The organism is Endozoicomonas sp. NE40, assembly GCF_040549045.1.
GTDB lineage: Bacteria > Pseudomonadota > Gammaproteobacteria > Pseudomonadales > Endozoicomonadaceae > Endozoicomonas_A > Endozoicomonas_A lisbonensis.
Genome location: NZ_JBEWTB010000002.1, coordinates 304974 through 323668, shown reverse-complemented (window position 1 = coordinate 323668; position 18695 = coordinate 304974). Strand labels below are relative to the sequence as shown.

Sequence of the window (18695 nt, the reverse complement as noted above, 5' to 3'; positions counted from 1 at the left end):
AAGCAAGCAGGGATGCTATGAGCTTTGATAATCTGATTAAGTCTGTAGCCCGGCGCAACCAGATGGGGGAGCTGGAGTTCAGAGACAACCGTTACTACATTTCCGTTGATGATCGTATTGAGCTTGCCTGCTTTCAGGCGAATGGCAAGTTCTATCTCCACGGCGTTATCGCCAAATTACCTTCCAGAGCCGATGAGCAGGAAGAACTTCTCAAGAAGCTTCTGCAGAAGCATCTGGGGTTGATCCAGACCCAAAGAATCAGCTTATGTATTGAACCGGATTCGGACGAACTCTCATTGTCAACGACCCGAACGGCGCTTGGGCTTAATGAAGATATTATTGAAGAAGCCCTGGCTGAGTTCGCGAATAACTTTGAATATATTCTGACACTGATTAATGAAGATGCGCTGACTATGCCTTCTGCGCCCGTTATGATCATGCCCTGACGGGAGGCCTGATGAGCGTTTTGCAAAATGGTTTGTTTGGTTGTCTCGTTACCCACAGGCCCGGAAAGCAGTTGGGGTATAACGGGCTTCAGAATGCTAATGATTCTTTTTTGAAAGCGATTGTTCGCCACAGTCAGTTTACCGAGTTGCACCTGTTTCTGATGCCAGCGGAGATTGAAGGGTTTCGATCTGCATGGCAACCGCATTTTGATGCCTATGGTTCAGATAAGGTGATCAGGCTGATCAGCGTTCACCAGTTACCGGATTATTTTTCCCAATGCTTTTATGCCGTTTTTCATTGCGGTGATCCGTATATTTCAGACCTGGTGGCTTTGCGCGACCACCATGCCCCGAAGTGTTTTCCTGTGGTGGGCAGAGCTCATACGATGAGTGATGATCCGGGGCTCTCCAGAATTAAGGACCTGGTGATGTCGCCGGTGAAAAGCTGCGATGCCATTCTGTGCAGTTCTGTTTCCCAGAGGCAGGTGGTCAAGCGTTTGCTCTCGACCGCTTCGGCGTCGATCAGTGACAGTCTGGGGATTGCGCTTCCTTATCGTGGGCGGCTTGAGCAGCAGGGGCTGGGTCTTGAAGTGGATTCTGAATGTCAGGAGAGTAAAGACGCTGTAAGAAAGTCGTTGAACCTGCCAGATGATAAGAAAATACTTCTCTGTCTTGGGCGCTTATCGCCATTCGATAAAATGGACATTCACCCGTTGCTCCTTGCCCTGAATGAGTTGGTTGAAGCGTGGCGGATTGATGATTTTCTGCTGGTGATCGCCGGTTCCGGGGATGCTGGTGGCCCTTATGTGCAGTCGCTGCTGAAGCGAGCCTATGAGCTAAACCTTGAAGACCATCTTCGCTTTGAGTTGTCGATTGATGAAAGCAAAAAACATCAGCTTTATAAGGCGGCGGATGTTTTTGTGTCTCTTGCTGATAATGTGCAGGAAAGCTTTGGAATAACGCCTCTGGAAGCCATGCGTGATGAAGTGCCTGTCGTTCTGTCTGACTGGAATGGCTACCGTGAGCTGGTAGAGAACGAAGTGAATGGTTACCTGATTCCCACGATGGGTGTGAATAATGAGGCTGTTAATCGTTCTTTGAGTCTTTTGCATGCGCCGCAGGCCCGGTTGATCGAAGCTCAGAGTGTATCTGTTGATATCGAGGCTCTGGTCAATGTGCTTGCAGGTCTGTTGACGGATGATGGTTTACGACAACAGGCAGGTAAAGCCGGAAGGCGGCATTTTGTTGAGCAGTTTGCCTGGCCAGGACTGATTGATGCTTATCAGCAAATGGCGGTGGCGCTGGGAAAAGAGGCGGCTTCAGTCGCTTATCGTCAGGGGCGGCCTGCCGGTCTGGCATTTCATAATGTGTTTGGTCACTACCCTTCTGAACAGCTGGAGCTGTCCCGAAATCTTGTTACAACCGATCGTGGGTTGAGGGTTCTGATTCAGTCGGAACATGGTTTTCATTTCTCCGAGCTTAAGGGATGGCTGGATCAGGACGTTATCTATCAGTTGCTGGAACAATGTATTCAGTCCAGAACAGTTGCATCCCTGGAGGCGTTGCATGAGGGGCAGTCGATTCGTTTTACCCTTGCGTGGATGCTGAAATACCAGCTGTTAAAGTTGTCGGAAGCCGGGTCTGAAAGCGCTTCTTTTGTCAAAATGATTCACTCTGATGATTCAGGTGATGATTATAAGCTGACTTTTCCTGAGCAGAGACGAGCACATCTTTTGCAACCCTTTCTGGCTTCCGGTATGGCTGTTTTGTCGAAGGCTGTTGCTCCATTTAATGAGCATAAACCTTTGTTGCTGCTGGCTCTGGGGAATGAGCTGGTCAGTATTCTGGATGGTGCGCTGCTTCAGGCCATTGGCTGGTTTGCCCGGGAGCAGAAAATGACCGCCTACAGCGAAGTGCTTGAAGCGCTGGAGCAGGCGGGTGGGGTTGAGTTTCTGGCCCGGTCCTGGCCGTACTGGTATCGTTCCCATCGGGTGCTGGTTTTCAGGTATTTACGCAGTGTTCGCTGCCTGTTGCGCAGGGTGCAGCAGGATATGGAGAGTATTCAATCGACCTACGGCGAGGTCTGGGGCAGTCAGGCTGGCGCTCTGGCCGGGGTCGATTTCTTTTCGCATCATCGGGAATACTCGGTCTTTTTGCTGACTTTTGATAATGGCCAGAAGCTCGTTTACAAGGCAAGAGATATGCGAGTGGATCATGCACTGACTGATCCGGATGGACAGGTGGTTAAGCAGGTTAATCAGTGGTTGATACAGGTTCAGTCACAGGTTCAGATAGGTACACACCAGCTTCTGTGTCGACAGGAGTCTGTTGCTGATAGGCAGGTTCACTATGGTTATGCAGAATTTCTGGATTATGATGAATCGGGGCTAACTCTGTCGACGGATGAGGCCAGGAATTATTACCGTCAAACGGGTGGTCTTCTGGCTTATGTGTTGCTGCTGGGGGTGGCGGATTTACACCAGCAAAACCTGATCAGCCGTAATGGCATGATTTATTTGATTGACCCGAAAACCGCCTTTCACAGGGGGTGCTATCACAGGTTGCTGAATGAGTTGAAGCAGCCAGAAACGGCTTTCTTAAGAGGGTTTGATGGCAGTAGCTTAGAGGTGACCGGGCTGAACCATCTGTGGCAGGACTTTCATATAGCCAGGCTTGCCTCCTGTTCTGTTAAGCTGGTGAATGGTGAATTGCTTGAGGTTGAGCCCCAGCAATTCAAGCCTGTGCTGATGCATCTGCTGACGATAGAGGGGCAGAATAGCCTGGATTGCAATCCCATGCCCCGGTTTGCTGAGGATATATTGGCTGGGTTCGCTGAGGTTATAGCGGCTATGGCAGAGCATAGTGATGAATGTAAGGCATTGTTGTCCGGGCTTGAGGGTTATCAGATTCGCTACCAGCCGTTTATGAACCTTAATGAAGCCAAGAAATTATTGTGTGACATTCAAACAGCTTCAGCCCTGCAATCGCTGGATAATAAGCGTATTGATGCTTTTGTGCATCGGTTGACCAGAAGGATGACTTTGGCCGGGGAGGTGAGTCAGAGATGGGTTGAGCCCGAGTGGCAGGAAGCGGTGACGCTTCTGGATGATTCTCTGGCAGAGAGCATCCTCGGGCTTGAGCTTCCTATCTACACCAGCCTGATGGGAGGACGAGAGCTTTCTGTTCGGCTATACGATGGATTTACAGAATCGGTTGCCGGGGAATACTTCAATACCGATGTCATGGACAGCGTCAGGGAGTTATTGGACGGTCTGAAAGATGAGGCGGTCAGGCATCGTTTTGTTGAAGCCTATGTCGGTATGCTTGATGTCTGGTTTACACAACAGCTGGTACCGGGCTGGAATATGCCTGAAGATGTCAGACAGGCCATCAGAGAGTCGCTGTCTGGTTAGTGGGGCTTAGCTTTGCCGAATGTGAGCCAGAAGTTCTTTGGCCATGATTCTGGCGCTGTCGTCGTCCTGAGCAGATACTTCGGATAGAAAGTCTTCGCTTTCCTTGTTTCTTCCTTCAAACATCAGTGCCAGACCAATAAACGCTTTGGTAGTCGGGTTGTCTTTATCCAGAGGCAGGGCTTTTTTGTGCAGAATATCCAGTGCATCCTTGTGCAGTTTCTTGTTCATATACTGGAAGGCGTAACCGATGTGGGAAACAGGGCTGTCAGGGCGAGCTTTTTCCAGTCCATAAAAAATAGCAAAGGCCTGCTTGGACATATTATTGGAGGTGGCCATAAAGCCGATGTCTGCCAATGTTTTAATCAGTGAATCGTCAGCCATGACTTAAGCTCTCCCTGTGCCTACAGTTTCTGGATAATACTCTGGATGGTATCTTTGATGGACTTGATAATACTGGATCGCAGACCTTCAATAATCATGTATTTGTTAAAGTCGACCTGAAAAGCGACCATGTCTTTGGTGCTGTTCGGGTCCATGGTGGAGATTTTGTTTTTCAGCTCTATATCCAGCTCGTTCGCTTTCTGGCCGAATGTAGACTGTATCTGGTCGAAATTGAAGTTATTACCAGTAGCGCCGCCCGTTGATCCACCTGTTCCGCCTTGAGCCATAGTTTATGCTCCCTTTGAGCTGTCAGCCTGAGGGCTGTTTGTGATGTTTTTCCCAGGTGTGGTCTACCACGTCGGCAGCCGCCAGTAACGCCAGCATCATACTGGTGTTTTTTTCAAATTCGTCGGGAGCGTTGCCCTGATCGACAAGCGTTTTAAGGCGAAATGCTTCATCCATCAGCTGCTTTAGGAGCTGTTCACGATATTCGCCGCTTTTGTCATTGAGCAGGAGATCTTCAGTTCCGGAAAGGTTGATAATCTCACTGTTTTTTTTGTCCGTCACGGTTCCCTCCAAGACGGTATTTGACCCGATCAGTTCCTTTTATTAATAAAAGATAGTCGAGGTTAATATCTTCAATTATATACCCGTTCGCCAGTTTTGCCCCGATCAGGTACTTGCCCCCATCTTCCATAATGACATACGGAACCCTTCCCATACTGATTCCCCGGATTCTCAGGGAGGGCAGCAGCCCCGCTTTCTGGTCTTTATTGTTGTTCGCAGAGCGAGTGGCGACCTTTAGTACAGGGTTGTCCCGATACCTTTTCCTGAAACGAGAGACAACATCATTCAGGTTATATACCTGTTCATCGTCCAAAAGGTGGCCTTCTAGAGTAATAAGATTGGGTTTTTGCACCAGATGAATGCGGGAGCTCAGGTTTTTTTCCCTGAGCATGGACTTGAGCGTATTCAGTCGGCTCGACTGATTTTCTACCTGGTCGACAATAGATACCAGACCATGGATTTCCTGTTTGAGCATATCGATCAAATTCGTCAATTCTTCGGCACTGGCGACATAACCGGTCATGACCAGAGAGCCGGGCGTATTGTCCAGTTCCAGACGTATATCGCTATAGCCCCGGTTTTGCAGCAGAGCGTCAGCACTCGCTCGCAGCTCGTTCATAATCACCAGCTGTGAGGTGAAGGGAATGTTCTGCTCGCGCAGGTTACGCAGAAAGTTTTGTTTGTCTTTCAGGGTGTTGGTGTAGCCTGTCAGCAGAACGCTTTTGTCAGGTAGTTTCTTGACCCGAACATGTTTTTGGTTGAGTTCATCCCTGACGGTTTTCGCCTGCTGAGCGTAATCAATGGGCTGGTTTTCGGGGGCGGTAGTTTGGGGGGCTTCTTCAGTTATGAGAAAGACTGCCAGCAGTATAATGATGAGTATCAGGCCAAGAGGTAGCCCGATCAGAATTTTCTTGATGATCGCAGGGGGAGGGGCTGGCTTGTTGCTCTCATCGTCAGAATCTTCCTCACTGGTCAGGAAGTCCGCTTCATCGCCCAGTTCAAGATCGTCGTCGACATCATCTTCATTGCCATCATCTTCGTCCAGGTCAACGTCGGGAAGTCCGTCATCACTGTCTTCTCCTTCAGAGGTGGAGTCACTATCGATTTCTTCTGACTTTGCCTCAGGCTCTGGTCGCTGCAGCTCGGGCAGCGTGATATCTGGCCAGTCTGCATCAGCCGGTCCAAGTGTAAAAAAAAGATTGCTGGCAGTGATGACCTCAAAGGCCGCCATGGTGAATGGTTTTTCAACAGGCTGCCCGTTGTGATAAAGCGGTTCTTCCTCGTGTTTAGGAAAAATATTGAGCTGTCCTTCAGGAGTGATCTGGATAATCAGCTCATTGTCACGAAGAGAGGCATCGCTAAGAACCAGGTCACAGCTTTCATCTTTCCCCAGTGAATACTGTCCCGGTTCCAGAGGTATTTCAGCACCAATGTGATTGCCGGACAGAATCTTCAGATAGTATTCACCCACGGCAGCACCTCGCCGTAGTTATAACGCGGGCGAGAGGGAAGGAATCAATGGCTGAATGCGGTGATTTGCAGTCCCTGTCGTTTGATCTGATCATCCTGATCCGGAGCCGTGCTGGTACTTAATAGTGGTACTCAATATTAGAGTAAGTGAATACGCAGGGCTTTACCACCCTGAAGTCATAGAGGTGTATAGGTGATATTTTGTGGGTGAATGATGATGTTTTCTGGAATATTTTGTCGGTTGCTTTTAATATTGTCGCGGTAGTTTCCTGATGTTCAGCAGCCTGAGGCGCTGGTAATTTGACCATCCATAACGATAAAAATAATATAATGGGGCAGTAACCAATGGAAACCAGTTTCTGGAATGACAAGCGACCCGAAGGGGTTGATAACTCTGTTAACCCTGACAGTTATCCAAATGTGCTGGCGCTGATAAACAGTATGCTTGCCAAAAATGCAAGTCGCCCGGCGTTTACCAGCATTGGACATACTCTGAGTTTTGCTGATGTTGATCAATACAGCCAGCATTTTGCTGCCTGGCTTCAAAGCTGTCCTGCCCTGAAGCCCGGGGACAGGATTGCCATCCAGATGCCCAACCTGTTGCAGTATTGCATTGCGGTTTATGGCGCGTTCAGAGCCGGGCTGGTGGTAGTGAATACCAATCCTCTTTATACCGCCAGGGAAATGCTGCATCAGTTCAGGGACTCTGATGTAAAAGCGCTGGTGTATCTGGAAAACTTTGCGCATCTGGTTGAAGAAGTGGTTTCAGAAACCAGTATTGAAGTATTGATTGCCACCCAGCTGGCAGATATGTTGCCTGCGCCCAAAAGGCAACTGATTAACTTTGCAGCAAAGTATGTGAAAAAAATGGTTCCGCCTCATGGGCTGAAACCTTCCATTACTTTTCGTGAGGTGTTGAAAAAAGGGAGTCTTTTGCCCTATCAGCCGCCGGAAGCGGCTGACCTGAATGATCCGGCGGTGTTGCAATATACCGGTGGTACCACCGGGGTGGCAAAGGGAGCCGTACTGACCCATCGTAATCTTATTGCCAATATGCTACAGGCCAAGGAGGTTCTGTCGCAGAAAATGGGTTCCGGACAGCAGGGGCTGGAAGTGGGCAAAGAGATTATTGTTGCGCCTCTGCCGCTTTATCATATCTATGCCTTTACCGTACATCTGTTGTGTATGCCGTACCTTGGGAATCGCAATATTCTTATTGCTAATCCAAGGGATACGGCAACCTTTATTAAATTTATCAAGCCCTGGCGATTTACAGGGTTTGTTGGGCTTAACACGCTGTTTGTCAGTTTGATGAATCACCCTGATTTCAGTCAGTGTGACTTTTCGGGGTTGAAGTTCACACTGTCTGGAGGAACAGCACTGCAGGAAGACACTGGTCTGCGCTGGCATAAGGTAACCGGTTGTCGTGTTTCAGAAGCCTACGGACTCACTGAATGTACCCCGGCGGTGTGCATTAACCCAATCGGGGAATTGTCGCAGCTGGGAACAGCCGGTTTGCCTGTTCCAGATACTGCCCTGAAGATACTGGACGACAGTGGTAATGAATTACCCGTCAATGAAGTCGGAGAGCTGTGCGTCAGAGGGCCGCAGGTAATGAAAGGCTATTGGAAAAATGAAGACGCCACCAGAGAGGTGCTTGATGAGAATGGCTGGCTGAAAACGGGAGATGTGGCTGTTATTCAGGAAGACGGCTTTGTGCGCATTGTTGATCGCATCAAGGATATGATCCTGGTGTCCGGATTTAATGTATACCCTAACGAAGTTGAAGATGTTGTCAGTGGTTTTGACAAGGTAGATAACTGTGCGGCCATTGGGGTGCCTGATGAGAAAACCGGAGAAGCGGTAAAGCTGTTTGTTATTGCCCGGGATAAAGAACTGGGCAAAGACGAAGTGGTTGAATATTGTCGCCAGCACCTTGCCGCCTACAAAGTGCCGAAGCAGGTTGAGTTTCGTGATGAGCTTCCCATGACGCCGGTTGGGAAAATTCTGAGAAAAGAGCTGCGCAGTGAGGAGTTGAATAGCTAATTATTGCGATTGGTATTAGAAGCGGCTTCCTGAAAAAAACGCCACTCAGTACTTTGCTGGTGGCGTAAACAGCTAAAGGAACCATTCTTTCCGCTACCTGTTCGTAGTTATCATCCTGTTGTTATTGTACTGTCGTTTGTATGGCTATGCATGGTTGGCTGGCTTTTTGTCAGAAAAATAGCGGCTGAAACATTCCGGGTCATCCTTCAGGGCTTCGCTGGCTTCCTGGCTGGTTGCCGGTGTAATACTGGTAGAATGGATTTTCATCAGACGAATGCTGGCGTCAAACCAGAACCAGTCCCCGCTTTCTGTCAGGCACAGGGCGCGAACATTGAAGTTAATAGAAGGAATGCAGGGTACGTCTGGAAAGCTGAACAGTTTTTTTTTGACGACTGTTGATTCGTGACAGGAATAAGTCACGTTGTTGTATCGGCGTTCGAACCGATCAAACGCTTCGGCAAGCATGGTGTCAGCCATGTGATCCTGCTTAAGGCTGAGATAATAAAGAGCAAAAGCACTGATTGCGATTAAGATAACGCTTTCCATTGATGGCATACCTCTCAGGTTTATTATTGGTAGTGCTAGCGTCCGTACTGGCTTTTTCTAAACCCTTATTTCCAATATAAGCATAAGTAGTCGATCAAATGAAATCCTGAACTCGGATTCATTGCTCAAGCACTTCCGGCCACGGCTTCAACATTACTCAATCTTCAGTGAATTGACTCTTAGTGAATGGCCCAGTCGGCGATCATCTGTTTTGCGACAGGTCTGTGGGTGTCTTTGCCATACAGAGCGTCAATGAGAGCAAAGCTGAAGCTCATGGCATTGCCTGGTCCCTGGGCTGTGATAACTTTGTTTTTCTGGTCGATAACAACCGGATCGGTTGGTCGGGGAAGCGCGCCTTCAAGCTGGTCAAGAAAGCTGGGGTAGCAGGTGGCACTGACATTATCCAGCAATGAATGGTGTGCCAGTACAACGGCGGGTGAAGCACAAATAGCGGTGTACCATCGGGAAGCCTGCTGTTGTTCATGTAATAACTGAATCAGAGGTTCGCAGTCTCTCAGGTTCGCTGCGCCGGGCATGCCGCCGGGGAGCGCTATCATATGGAAAGTATTGTCGCGACAATGGTTGATATGCGTGTCAGCGGTCAGTTTTACGCCTCTGGAAGCTTCGATATCCAGACTGTCATCGCTGGTACAGGCTGCAACCGTTACCTTAGCTCCAGCCCGGCGCAGAGTGTCTATGATGGTCACTGCTTCAATTTCTTCGCAGCCTTGTGCAATGGGGACGAGAACGGGTCTGGACATAAGTAACCTCTCGTAACGGCATAGACCGTAAATTACTGTCGAGAATGCTGGCAGTACATAGCCTAGTCGGGAATTACAAGAACGCCAGAGGGTTGTTTTTTTATGAAGAGGTAAGGTGTCTGAAGAAAGGGGGGGGACAGGCTGAATGCCTGTCACTCCGTTAAAGGGGTGTCCTGACCCAGCAGGTTATACCCAATGGCATAACCTCGATGATAGTCAGCCACCAGTCGATTGCGGTTGCGTGTACTACGGGTCGAATTAAGTGGCGTCTCCGGGCAAATTTCGGTGATAGAAATACCTTTTTCCCGAAAATCATCAAGCTGGTCGAGCGTTTCGTTATAGATAGCGTACTGCTGGCGAATCAGGCTGGACAGCGCGGGCTGCTTGCGAAACTGCCAGGCCAGAAGGCGATTGCTGGACGATGTCGTTTTCCGATAGTTGCTTTCTCTGGTTCGAATAATGACCAGGTCTTTGAAGCCGTCTTCAATGGCCTTGATGACAGGCAAAGGGTCGGAAAGGCTGCCATCCATCAATGTTCGCTCGTCAACATGGATTGGAGAGCGATAAATCATAGGCAATGCACTGGACGCTTTCAGGATATTGAACAGGTCGTCCCTGTCAGTATCCGGTGTTATTTCGTGATAAACCGGATAGCCGGTGCGGGTGCAGGTTGTCACCACAGTCATGTGACTGCTTTCGAGAGTCTGATAGAAGCGACGGCTGTCAATGGTAAACTGCTTGCTGATTCTTTCAAAAAACCAGTCCAGATCGAACAGGTTGCCACCGCGAATATGACGGGCAAGGCTGATGAAGTTGGGTTCCAGACAGGTACTGGTATAAATGTCGAGGTTTCGTCCTCGCTGACCGGAAAGGAATGAGAGCAGATTGAGAGCGCCAGCTGAAACGCCGTAGTAGCCAGCAAAAGGCTTGTGTCTCTTGTCGGCAAAAGCATCAAGCACGCCGGCAGCAAATACGCCTCGCATACCACCGCCTTCAACAATGAGAGCGGTTTTGGGCTGATTGGAGAGATCGGAGGATTGCATTGACCTGAAGAACAAAAAAACCGGACAAGCCGATTTGATCAAATGGTGGTAGCGGGGGCCGGATTCGAACCGACGACCTTCGGGTTATGAGCCCGACGAGCTACCAGACTGCTCCACCCCGCATCTAAATTTGAAAATTTTCAATTGAAAATCAGATCTGACATTGATGTCTGAAATATCAATAAATTGGTAGCGGGGGCCAGATTCGAACTGACGACCTTCGGGTTATGAGCCCGACGAGCTACCAGGCTGCTCCACCCCGCATCCATTCTTTATAAAACGAGTCTATAAAAGAGTCTGTAGACTGATCACTGCACTGGTCAATGTGATCGTCATTGTTACAACAGTAAAAACACTGTTGTATAACATTGGTAGCGGGGGCCAGATTCGAACTGACGACCTTCGGGTTATGAGCCCGACGAGCTACCAGGCTGCTCCACCCCGCATCCATTCTTTATAAAACGAGTTTATAAAAGAGTTTGTAGACTGATCACTGCACTGGTCAATGTGATCGTCGTTGTTTCAACAGTAAAAACACTGTTGTGCAAAATTGGTAGCGGGGGCCAGATTCGAACTGACGACCTTCGGGTTATGAGCCCGACGAGCTACCAGGCTGCTCCACCCCGCATCCATTCTTTATAAAACGAGTTTATAAAAGAGTCTGTAGACTGATCACTGCACTGGTCAATGTGATCGTCGTTGTTACAACAGTAAAAACACTGTTGTATAACATTGGTAGCGGGGGCCAGATTCGAACTGACGACCTTCGGGTTATGAGCCCGACGAGCTACCAGGCTGCTCCACCCCGCATCCATTCTTTATAAAACGAGTTTATAAAACGCGTCTATAAAAGAGTCTGTAGACTGATCACTGCACTGGTAAGTGTGACCGTCGTTGTTACAACAGTAAAAAACACTGTTGTATAAAATTGGTAGCGGGGGCCAGATTCGAACTGACGACCTTCGGGTTATGAGCCCGACGAGCTACCAGGCTGCTCCACCCCGCATCCATTCTTTATAAAACGAGTTTATAAAACGCGTCTATAAAAGAGTCTGTAGACTGATCACTGCACTGGTAAGTGTGACCGTCGTTGTTACAACAGTAAAAAACACTGTTGTATAAAATTGGTAGCGGGGGCCAGATTCGAACTGACGACCTTCGGGTTATGAGCCCGACGAGCTACCAGGCTGCTCCACCCCGCATCAACGAGGTGCGAATCTTATGGACGATCATTCTTAAAGTCAATAATAAGTTTCTTTTTTATTGAAAAATATAAGATTTTTATTGTGACTGGATAATTAACTGGTTTACACAGGAGGGCATTAAAGTATGGAGCTATACAACGAGCTATACGGCGATGAGTGAGTAATCAGGCAGAGGCGCTAGCCGGTGGTATTCTCCACCGGCCGCAGTGCCTGTTTAGCTGGCCAGAGCCCGGTCGCGGATCAGATGATCGACTACAGTCGGGTCGGCCAGGGTGGAAGTGTCCCCCAGGTTGTCGTAATCGCCTGAGGCAATTTTGCGCAGAATCCGACGCATGATCTTTCCTGAACGGGTTTTTGGCAGACCTGGCGCCCACTGGATAATATCGGGTGTGGCGATAGGGCCGATCTCTTTACGAACCCACTGTCGTAAATCAGATTTCAGCTCGTCTGAATATTCGGTACCGGAGTTCAAAGTAACATAGACATAGATACCTTCGCCCTTGATGTTGTGAGGGAAGCCAACCACCGCCGCTTCAGCAACACTCTTATGGGCGACCATGGCGGACTCAATTTCTGCTGTCCCCATGCGATGACCTGAAACGTTCAGTACATCGTCAACACGACCTGTGATCCAGTAATAGCCATCTTTGTCCCGGCGCGCACCATCCCCCGTGGTATACATGCCTTTAAAGTGAGTGAAGTAGGTCTGGATAAAGCGGTCATGGTCGCCAAATACCGTTCTTGCCTGGCCTGGCCAGCTGTCGAGGATAACCAGATTGCCTTCTCCTTCTCCCTCAATTAACAGGCCTGCGTTGTCCACCAGGGCGGGTTGTACACCGAAGAAAGGACGGGTCGCAGAACCTGGCTTCAGGTCTGTTGCGCCAGGCAAGGGTGTCAGCATGGCAGCACCGGTTTCGGTTTGCCACCAGGTATCAACAATGGCGCAGCGTTCTTCCCCCACTGTTTTGTAATACCAGTGCCAGGCTTCAGGGTTAATGGGCTCTCCCACGGTACCCAGCAATCTCAGGCTCTGGCGGCTTGTACCTTCTACCGCTTTGTCGCCTTCCGCCATCAATGCCCGAATGGCCGTTGGAGCAATATAGAGGATATTAACGTTGTGCTTATCGACGATTTTACTGATCCGGTTCACTTCAGGGTAGTTGGGTAAGCCTTCGTGCATAACGATGGTGGCACCATTAAGCAGCGGGCCGTAAGTGACGTAGGAATGACCCGTTACCCAGCCGACATCAGCGTTGCACCAGAAAACTTCTCCCGGTTTATAGTCAAAGACGTATTCGTGGGTCATGGAAGCATAAACGAGATAGCCACCAGTTGTGTGCTGAACGCCTTTAGGTTTGCCGGTAGAGCCTGAGGTATAAAGGATAAACAGAGGGTCTTCGGCATTCATTTCCCGGGGCTGACAGTAAGGAGACGCAATGGCGGTCATATCAGTCCAGGAAACGTCCCGGTGTTCGTGCCAGGCAATGTCGGCTTGCGTATGGCGATAAACGATGACTTTTTCGATGGACTTGATACCGGGGTGGGTCAGGGCTTCGTCAACGTTTTCTTTGAGTGGGACTTTCTTGCCACCACGGACGCCTTCATCGGCAGTAATCACCACTTTGGCGCTGGAGTCGATAATTCGTCCAGCCAGAGCCTCCGGTGAGAAACCTCCAAATACCACAGAGTGAACAGCACCTATGCGGCTGCAGGCCTGCATGGCTACAATGGCCTCAACAATCATTGGCATATAGATGGCGACTACATCACCCTGACGAACACCCTGACTTTTCAGGGCGTTAGCAAAGCGGCAAACCTGTTCGTGCAGTTCTTTGTAGGTAACCTTGCGTGCTTCGCCTTCTTCATCAGGCTCCCAGATAATGGCTACCTGATCGCCTCTGGTGTCCAGATGACGGTCCAGACAGTTGTAGGAAGCATTGGTGGTACCGTCGTAAAACCAGTTGATATCAACAAAGTGATCGTCAAATGAAACTTTTTTTACTTTTGTAAATGGGTTAAACCAGTCGATCCGCTGGCCATGTTCACGCCAGAAGCCTTCAGGGTTAATAATCGACTGCTGATACATGGCCAGATAGCGCTCGTTATCAACCAGTGAACGAGCCTTGAGTTCTGGAGAGACAGGGTAAACAGTGCCGTGGGAGGTACCGGTACTCATACAATGTATCCTGATGTTGTTATTTTTATAGTGTTCGGATGTCAGTGACTAATCTTACGGATGGTATCGCTCCGGGGAATTAGACCTTTGTCTTATTCCTGACAGGCCATTGTTTAGCCCTTTGTGCAGCTGTTTGTATAGTTATGGACAATTTACAAACAAAAAAGGCGGTGGGTAAAACCTGCCGCCAATAGCACCTACTTGCTAGTAACCAGAATCGCACAGGGCGTTAGTTTGTGAACTGAGTTCACACTGTACAATCCGGTTACGAGACAGAAAATTAGCAGTCAAAGGTCATATCACCATGAGACTTTAGTCGAAGACCCGTGTATAACTGCCTGTAAAAAACATGAACTGAAAAATTACTGATATGACGGGTTGGTTACTGGCACTGATTGCTATGTTGTATGTGGCAGGCTTGTTTGGAGTGGCCTGGTACGGGGATCGCATTGACCTCAGAAAAAAAACACAATGGCGATCTTATATTTATGGCTTGTCGCTGGCGGTTTATTGTTCTTCGTGGTCTTTTTTTGGCACAGTGGGGCAGGCCAGTACTGAACCATGGTCGTTTGTACCGGTCTTTCTGGGACCGATGCTGATGTTCACACTGTTCTGGAAAGTGCTGAACAAGCTTATTCTGGTCAGTAAAAAAGCCAATATTACCTCTATTGCTGATTTCATTGCTTCCCGCCACGGTAAGTCCCGGGGGCTTGCCGCACTGGTGACCTTTATTCTGGTGCTGGGGTCTCTGCCTTATATTGCCCTGCAACTGAAAGCCATTGTCATGGGGTTTGATCTGTTGTCTTTTCGGGGAGAGGGCGGTATTAACTTTCAGGATCTGGTGCTGGTGGTTACAGCACTGCTGGCAGTGTTTGTCATTATCTTTGGCACCCGGCGGATAGACACAACCGAGCATCAGCAGGGTGTTATGACGGCTATTGCTTTCGAGTCTGTTCTGAAGCTGACGGCGTTTCTGGTGGTGGGGGGCTGGGTTTGCTGGAAGGTATTTGGCGCGGGAGAATCGTCGTTTCAGCTACCGGATACCCGTGACTGGATGCAGCCGCCCGGCAACTGGTTTGATGTCCTGATTTTTCCCACTTTTATCATGATGGCTTCCGTAATCTGCCTACCCAGAGAGTTCCACACGATTGTTGTAGAGAATTCGGATATTAAAGATTTTCATCGTTCCCGCTGGTTGTTCCCCCTGTATCTGGTGCTGATCAGTGTCCTGATACTGCCACTGACTTATGCCGGTCAACAGGTACTTGGGAACACGGTATCGGCCGACAGCTACGTCATTCTTCTGCCTCAGGCTCTTGGTTCAGAAGTTATGTCGGTTCTGGTTTATATGGGAGGTGTGTCGGCAGCCATCAGCATGGTGATTGTCGCAACCCTTTCACTGTCCACCATGGTGTCCAATGAAATACTAATGCCAATTATTTTGCGCAGCTCCCGGAATGATGAGCGCAACTTTTATCGTTTCAGTGGTTTGCTGCTGAATGTTCGTCGCACAGTCATCATTGCACTTCTGCTGCTGACGTACATGCTCTACCGGCTTATGGAGAGCAGTACTGGCATACCGGGGCTGGCGGGGCTGGGGCAGCTGTCACTTGGGGCCGCTATTCAGTTGTTGCCTGCTGTTCTGGGTGGGTTGTATATCCGTGACAGTAACCACAAAGCGGTCTATCTGGGGTTGCTGGGAGGCGCTTCGGTATGGCTCTTTACGCTGGTTGTGCCATTGTTTGTTCAGAGTGGCTGGCTGCCTGTTTCAATCATGCAGGATGGCCTGTTCGGTTTGTCTGCGTTAAAGCCTCAGTCGCTGTTTGGTTTTGAAGCCACCTCCCGCCCTTTCAGTGGAACTCTGATCGCTTTTGTTGTTAACAGCCTGCTGTATATTGCCGGTTGTTTTTGTTTCCGGCCTTCCGGTGTGGAGCTGCGTCAGGCGCATCAGTTTATGAATGTGTCAGAGGGTGATACGGAATCTTATCGCAATGCCAGAGTCACGAAAGAGGAGTTACAGGCGTTGCTGGTACGTTTCGTGGATGCCGGTAAGGTTGAAGCGCTGATGGAAAGGCAGCTCAACGGCGTATCCGGAACCGCCCTGGTGGACAGGGAAGTGCTGCTGGCCTCTGAACGTCTGCTGGCAGGTGTTATGGGGGCAACTTCTGCCAAGGTGGTCATGAAAGCGTCACTGGCTGGTGGACAGATGCGCCTTGAGGATGTTGAGGCGATTGTTGATGAGGCATCAGAAGTGCTGCAGTTTAACCGTGAGCTGTTGCAGGGCGCTATTGAAAATCTGGAACAGGGGGTAAGCGTTGTCGATAAAAACCTGCAACTGGTGGCATGGAACCGTCGTTACGTCGAACTGTTTAAGTATCCGGAATCATTGATTACGGTGGGTCGTCCGGTTGAGGAGATTATTTTCCATAATGCCCGGCGAGGGCTGTGTGGCCCCGGTTCGGCAGAAGAGCATGTGCTGAAACGCGTAGGTTTTATGCAGCAAGGTTGTGCGCATAAGTCCGAACGCAGGCATCCTGATGGCAAGGTGATTGAGATTCGCGGCAACCCGATGCCGGGCGGTGGTTTTGTTATGAGTTTCACCGATATCACCGAATTCAGACAGGTTGAGCAAGCTCTTAAAGACGTGAATGAAAGTCTTGAACAGCGGGTTCAGGAACGTACGATGGAGCTGTCTGAGCTTAACCGGGCGCTGGAGCAGGCCAGGGCTCAGGCCGAAGCGGCTAACCGTTCCCGGTCGCGTTTTTTTGCGGCGGTCAGCCATGACCTGATGCAGCCAATGAATGCGGCGCGCCTGTTTGCGGCATCGCTGGAATCGTCTCAGCTGCCGGATGAAGCCCATGCCCTGACCGCTCATTTAAACAGTTCTCTGGAATCCGCCGAGCGGCTGTTGAAAGATATTCTGGATATGTCGAGGCTTGAGGCCGGGAAGTTACGGGCCAGTATTCGTGAGTTTTGTCTGTCAGAGGTTCTGGGGCCATTGAAGTCTGAATTTGATTTACTGGCTGAGCAGGAAGGGCTGGATTTCAGACTGGTGTCGACAGTCGCCTGGGTACGCAGCGATCCAAATCTTTTGCGCAGGCTGTTGCAGAACTTTCTCACCAATGCATTTCGTTACAGCGGCTCTGATGGTAGCTCTAATGGTAGCCCTGGCAGAGTCATGCTGGTCGTACGTCGTACCAGTAGCCGACAGTTGCGAATAGAGGTTCGGGATAATGGTCCTGGCATTCCGGAAGATAAACAGGAACTGATTTTCAGTGAGTTTGAACGACTGCGTCAGGATGGCAAAGGGCTGGGGTTGGGTCTTTCCATTGCTAAAGGCATTGCCGATGTACTGGGGCACCAACTGCGGTTACGTTCTTTGTCCGGGAAAGGAACGGTTTTTTCGGTTTGCCTGGATACGGTCGAGCGCAGGATTGTGCAACAGCATCGGGTCATGCTGCCAGCCAGCTCCCTGAGTCACCTGAAGGTTCTCTGTGTTGATAATGAAGAAGACATCCTTGTGGGAATGTCCAGTCTGTTACAGCGATGGGGCTGTACGGTTGAGTGTGCTGATGGGCGTGATCAGGCCGTTCGACTTATTGAACGACAGATTCCTGATGTGTTGCTGATGGATTATCAGTTGGAAGAGTGTTGCAACGGTATAGAACTGATCCGGCAGCTTCGGGAACTCAGCGAACATGATATTCCGGCGGTATTGATCACGGCGACTACCCGCCAGAATCTGCGTGAACAATGTCTGGAGCTGGGAATTCGTTTTCTCAGCAAACCGGTTAAACCGGCAGCTCTCAGGGCATTGTTGACATCTGTCGCTCAAATATCCGGAGCCTGATTGTTATCTGGCTCGTTGGGTGAATTGCTGGGTGACTCGCCAGGTGACTCGCTGGGTGAATTGCTACCGGGTTGATCAATTTCCAGCTCTTTCATGGCAATAACCGCCTGGGTGCGGTTACGAACCCCCAGCTTTTTGAAAATAGCGGTAACGTGAGCCTTGATCGTGGCTTCTGACACTTCCAGATCGTAGGCGATCTGCTTGTTCAGCAGACCTTCACTGATCATGCCCAGTACCCGGAACTGCTGCGGAGTCAGGGAAGCAAGCTTTTGTTCGATATCCGGTGTTTCCTGCTGCGTGGCGATACCTGCCATATTGCCGGGTAGCCAGACTTCGCCATCCAGTATTCTGCCGATCGCTTCTTTCAGGGTATCCAGTGGTGAGGATTTTGGAATGAAACCGTGAGCACCGTGCTGCATGGCGCGCTGGATGACCTGCTGGTCGTCGGAGGCTGAAACGATGGCAACCGGTACCTCGGGGTAGTGTCCCCGAAGAAAGATAAGGCCAGACAAACCATGAGCGCCGGGCATGTGCAGATCAAGCAGGATCAGGTCAGGGCTGGGAACCTGTCCCAGCACTGACTGTAGCGCCGCTATCGAGCCCGCCTCGTGTATCTCGGGATTTATCAGCCCCTGCCGTAACGCTGCCTGCAGTGCAGCCCGGAAGAGGGGGTGGTCGTCAGCAATTATTATGGTGTGTTCCATACCATTGAGATTGCCATCTTGTCAGGGGAGTGTAAAGCGCTAGTTTGCTATGAAAATGCCGTTTTCATAATCTGCAGTTACGAAACG

Annotated in this window: 13 protein-coding genes and 7 tRNA genes; 4 read left to right on the top strand and 16 right to left on the bottom strand. The window is 49.8% G+C overall.

Features of this window, described 5'->3' with window-relative positions:
* Positions 1 to 17 precede the first annotated feature (17 nt).
* A complete protein-coding gene (locus V5J35_RS02505) occupies positions 18 to 446 on the top strand; it encodes a CesT family type III secretion system chaperone (protein ID WP_354009749.1) in 429 nt (142 codons plus the stop codon).
* Positions 447 to 457: 11 nt separating this feature from the next.
* Complete coding sequence (locus tag V5J35_RS02500; protein WP_354009748.1) at positions 458 to 3859, top strand: glycosyltransferase; 3402 nt, start codon at positions 458 to 460, stop codon at positions 3857 to 3859.
* Between the two features lie 6 nt (positions 3860 to 3865).
* Here the strand turns inward: V5J35_RS02500 and V5J35_RS02495 are convergent, their stop codons facing one another.
* The 4 genes from V5J35_RS02495 to sctD are packed head-to-tail and all read right to left on the bottom strand — an operon-like array spanning position 3866 to position 6278.
* Positions 3866 to 4240, bottom strand: a complete 375-nt coding sequence (locus tag V5J35_RS02495; protein ID WP_354009747.1) for a tetratricopeptide repeat protein — start codon at positions 4238 to 4240, stop codon at positions 3866 to 3868.
* A gap of 20 nt (positions 4241 to 4260) precedes the next feature.
* On the bottom strand, positions 4261 to 4527 hold the full coding sequence (locus V5J35_RS02490; protein ID WP_354009746.1) for an EscF/YscF/HrpA family type III secretion system needle major subunit: 267 nt from the start codon (positions 4525 to 4527) through the stop codon (positions 4261 to 4263).
* Between the two features lie 22 nt (positions 4528 to 4549).
* Positions 4550 to 4807, bottom strand: coding sequence for an EscE/YscE/SsaE family type III secretion system needle protein co-chaperone (locus V5J35_RS02485; protein ID WP_354009745.1), 258 nt, complete (start codon positions 4805 to 4807; stop codon positions 4550 to 4552).
* A complete protein-coding gene (sctD, locus tag V5J35_RS02480) occupies positions 4785 to 6278 on the bottom strand; it encodes a type III secretion system inner membrane ring subunit SctD (RefSeq protein ID WP_354009744.1) in 1494 nt (497 codons plus the stop codon). Before sctD ends, V5J35_RS02485 begins: the two co-directional genes overlap by 23 nt.
* Before the next feature lie 344 nt (positions 6279 to 6622).
* Here sctD and V5J35_RS02475 point away from each other — a divergent pair, with 344 nt between their 5' ends.
* A complete protein-coding gene (locus V5J35_RS02475; protein ID WP_354009743.1) occupies positions 6623 to 8323 on the top strand; it encodes an AMP-binding protein in 1701 nt (566 codons plus the stop codon).
* Between the two features lie 144 nt (positions 8324 to 8467).
* Here V5J35_RS02475 and V5J35_RS02470 read toward each other — a convergent pair whose 3' ends face one another.
* The 11 genes from V5J35_RS02470 to acs all read right to left on the bottom strand — a co-directional run bounded on the left by V5J35_RS02470 (position 8468) and on the right by acs (position 14054).
* The gene (locus tag V5J35_RS02470) at positions 8468 to 8869 is read right to left on the bottom strand and encodes a hypothetical protein (RefSeq protein WP_354009742.1); all 402 of its coding nucleotides are present in this window, start codon (positions 8867 to 8869) and stop codon (positions 8468 to 8470) included.
* A gap of 179 nt (positions 8870 to 9048) precedes the next feature.
* Positions 9049 to 9630: a DJ-1 family glyoxalase III gene (locus tag V5J35_RS02465; RefSeq protein WP_354009741.1), complete on the bottom strand. Its 582-nt coding sequence runs from the start codon at positions 9628 to 9630 to the stop codon at positions 9049 to 9051.
* Between the two features lie 152 nt (positions 9631 to 9782).
* Positions 9783 to 10673, bottom strand: a complete 891-nt coding sequence (locus tag V5J35_RS02460; protein ID WP_354009740.1) for a patatin-like phospholipase family protein — start codon at positions 10671 to 10673, stop codon at positions 9783 to 9785.
* A 46-nt stretch (positions 10674 to 10719) separates the two neighbouring features.
* Positions 10720 to 10796: transfer RNA gene (locus tag V5J35_RS02455), tRNA-Met, on the bottom strand.
* A gap of 64 nt (positions 10797 to 10860) precedes the next feature.
* Positions 10861 to 10937: transfer RNA gene (locus V5J35_RS02450), tRNA-Met, on the bottom strand.
* Between the two features lie 105 nt (positions 10938 to 11042).
* Positions 11043 to 11119: transfer RNA gene (locus V5J35_RS02445), tRNA-Met, on the bottom strand.
* A 105-nt stretch (positions 11120 to 11224) separates the two neighbouring features.
* Positions 11225 to 11301: transfer RNA gene (locus tag V5J35_RS02440), tRNA-Met, on the bottom strand.
* A gap of 105 nt (positions 11302 to 11406) precedes the next feature.
* A tRNA-Met gene (locus tag V5J35_RS02435) sits at positions 11407 to 11483 on the bottom strand.
* 119 nt (positions 11484 to 11602) lie between these two features.
* Positions 11603 to 11679, bottom strand: a tRNA-Met gene (locus V5J35_RS02430).
* A gap of 119 nt (positions 11680 to 11798) precedes the next feature.
* Positions 11799 to 11875, bottom strand: a tRNA-Met gene (locus tag V5J35_RS02425).
* Between the two features lie 217 nt (positions 11876 to 12092).
* Positions 12093 to 14054: an acetate--CoA ligase gene (gene acs, locus V5J35_RS02420; protein ID WP_354009739.1), complete on the bottom strand. Its 1962-nt coding sequence runs from the start codon at positions 14052 to 14054 to the stop codon at positions 12093 to 12095.
* Between the two features lie 370 nt (positions 14055 to 14424).
* On the opposite strand from acs, the gene V5J35_RS02415 reads away from it, so the two are divergent.
* Positions 14425 to 17904 carry a PAS domain-containing hybrid sensor histidine kinase/response regulator gene (locus tag V5J35_RS02415; protein ID WP_354016252.1) on the top strand — a complete coding sequence of 1160 codons (3480 nt, stop codon included), beginning with the start codon at positions 14425 to 14427 and terminating at the stop codon, positions 17902 to 17904.
* On the opposite strand, the gene V5J35_RS02410 is transcribed toward V5J35_RS02415, so the two are convergent.
* Positions 17886 to 18608, bottom strand: coding sequence for a response regulator transcription factor (locus tag V5J35_RS02410; protein WP_354009736.1), 723 nt, complete (start codon positions 18606 to 18608; stop codon positions 17886 to 17888). The two genes, V5J35_RS02415 and V5J35_RS02410, sit on opposite strands and share 19 nt — an antisense overlap.
* Positions 18609 to 18695 lie beyond the last annotated feature (87 nt).